This window comes from Methanocalculus sp., from assembly GCF_029762515.1.
Lineage (GTDB): Archaea > Halobacteriota > Methanomicrobia > Methanomicrobiales > Methanocorpusculaceae > Methanocalculus.
This window is the reverse complement of the sequence record NZ_JARVGN010000310.1, coordinates 1-2,868: the sequence shown is the minus strand read 5'-3', so window position 1 is coordinate 2,868 and position 2,868 is coordinate 1. Positions and strand designations below refer to the sequence as shown.

The 2,868-nt window shown below is 48.8% G+C and carries 2 protein-coding genes; both read left to right on the top strand.

What is annotated here, in order from left to right; translation table 11 throughout:
• On the top strand, window positions 1-1,512 hold a 1,512-nt coding region (locus tag QCH34_RS10105; RefSeq protein ID WP_300333652.1), incomplete at its 5' end, for a type II/IV secretion system ATPase subunit.
• A 4-nt stretch (window positions 1,513-1,516) separates the two neighbouring features.
• The coding region (locus QCH34_RS10100; protein ID WP_300333649.1) for a flagellar assembly protein FlaJ at window positions 1,517-2,868 on the top strand (1,352 nt) is incomplete at its 3' end.

Below are 2,868 nucleotides of genomic sequence, written 5' to 3'. Positions count from 1 at the left end.
AACGCCGCAATCGAATGTAAGCTCGTAGATCTCCTTGATGCCCTCGATTATGATCCGGTAACAGAAAAAGAACGAGCCGATCTCCTCAAAAAACTCTTAAAAGAGATAACATATATTAAAACATCAACAGATACCGCACTCATTGAATCCGGGGAAGCTGAGGTCTCAACATCCCTGAAAGATAAAGTCATGAACTTCCTCCAGAAGGATCTCGGGGACACAAAGAAGGACTCGGTAGCACGTAAATTTCCAGGAGTCCCCCAGACTGCGGATGGAAAAGTGATTGTCACACCAGCACAATATACCGCACTTGAGTACGTCCTCATACGCGACAAAGTCGATATGGGGATCTTAAAGCCGTTTCTCCAGGATAGCTATATCGAAGATATCAGCTGCAATGGCGTCGGGCCGATCTTCATCGAGCATAAGATCTTCAAAGGATTGAAATCTGTCATCGAATTCAAAAAATCCGATGAGCTCGATCTCTTCGTGCTGAAGATGGCAGAGCGTATTAAAAGCCCGATCACCTACAAGAGCCCCATCGTCGATGCAACGCTCTTGGACGGCTCCCGTATCAACATCGTCTATGGAACCGAGATCAGCAGGCATGGGAGCAACTTCACCATCCGAAAAGCGATGGGAGAGCCGCTCTCGATCTTAAATATCATCGACAGTGGCGGTATGGACTACATGTGTGCTGCATACCTCTGGCTTCTCATCGAATACGGGATGTCTCTTTTTGTCTCAGGTGAAACAGCATCAGGCAAAACCACCACCCTGAATGCAATCACCGCCTTCCTGCCACCCGACAATAAGATCGTCACCATTGAAGATACCCCGGAACTGAACATCCCTCACAAGAACTGGGTACGAGAGGTGGCAAAGGGCAAAGGAAAAGGCGAGGGTGAAGGGGGCGAAGTGACGATGTTCGATCTCCTCCGTGCCGCACTCAGGCAGCGGCCAAACCAGATTCTGGTTGGAGAGATCCGTGGTGTCGAGGGATCGGTCGCCTTTGGTGCGATGCAGACAGGCCACCCGGTCATGGCAACATTCCATGCATCAACTGTTGAAAAGCTGATCCAGCGTTTAACAGGTGATCCTATCCTCATTCCAAAGACCTTTGTAGACAGCTTAAACCTCGTTGTCATCCAGAGTGCGGTGAAGCGGCCCACCGGTGAGACGGTGCGGCGTGTCCTCTCCATATCCGAGCTGGTCGGATATGATCCCGAGAGCCAGGGATTCTCCTTTGTCGAGGCATTCTCATGGGAACCGGTGACCGACACCTTTAATTTTAATGCAAAAGGTATCAGCTTCCTGCTTGAGTATAAGATTGCCACGATGCTCGGTATTCCTGAGCGAAGAAAAGCCGACATCTACCTTGAGATCGATAAACGTGCCAAAATACTTGAGAAGCTCCATGAGGCTGGATTCACCCGTTACTATGATCTCTTCAATATGCTGACAAAAGTCAGGAAGCAGGGTCTCTTAAAGATCGATATCGGAGGCGACTGAAGAGATGTTTGAGGATGTTGTTGAACGCCTTCGGGAGAATAATGAAGGGAAACTCCCCTTTGAAGATCTCTTTCAGAAGATATACAAACGGATCACCAGAGTCTTTGATGACCGCAGGATGGCATCAGATATCCTCCTGATGGTCACGTACATGGATTCGCTTGCAATCGCAAAAGCAACACGGCCAGAGATCTTTGCAAGCACCGCTGAGAAGAAGGAGTATGCATCATCAAAGTACATCAAGAAGATCGAGTTCTTTGTCAAGCGGTTTGGATACAGCTATGTCCAGGCGATAACAATCGTTGGCGAACGGGTTGAGAATGCAATTCTGAAGACCCTGCTTCGGCGATTTGGAAATGCGATGGAATCAGGTGTCCCGGACATAGATTTCCTGAATGGTGAGCTCTCTTCCTCAATGGAGATCTTCAGAAATAACCAGGAGGCAGGATATGAACTCCTGAAGAAATGGGCGGATGCCTACATCGCCATGCTCCTCTCCTCTGTTGTGATTGCCATCACGCTGATGATATCGGTTGCGATCTATACGCCGGGTTCAGTTGAGGAGACCCTCGGGATCACCTATGTAATCGTGATCCTTATCTCCTTCTTTGGTATCGCAACGATGTTTCAAACCGTTCCAACCGACGATCGTGTCTATAAATCAGAAGAATGGTCCTCTAAAGAGCAGGCGATGATCAAGAAGCTGGAGAAGATCATCATCCCGGTAACGATCATCGCATGGCTTGTCACCTGGGCAATTGGCGTTCCGGCGGGAGTCGTCTTTATGCTTGTTGGATTCATGCTCACCCCGCTTGCGGTCCTGGCATATATTGACAATAGCAATGTCATCGCCCGCGATGATGAATTTCCAAATTTTATCCGGGGTATCGGGGCGGTTATGGGAGGAAAATCCGTAACATTGTCAACAGCACTCGCCATGGTTGACAAGAAATCAATGCCCACCCTCTCTCCCCTTCTTCTGTCAGTCTACTCCAAACTGAACCTCGGGCTGGATGAAGACCTCTCATGGAAACGATTCATCGGCGAGTGTGGGAGCAATTTCATTTATAAGTATTTCAGCATCTTCCGCGACACAGCAAAGATGGGTGGGGATGCAAAAAAGATCGGCACCGTTGTTGCAGACTCCATGCTTGAGCAGGTACTTATGAGAAAGCGGCGTGAACTTGCAAGCATGGGCTTTGTCGTTCTCTTAATCCCGATGCATGCAGCGATGTCCGCAATCTTCATAGCACTGTTTGAGATCCTGAGCACCCTCTCACAATCCATAACAGCTGTAATGACAAGTTTTGAAGCAGCATCAGCAGCAGCGTCAGGGGATTCAATCGGGGGTGCCAT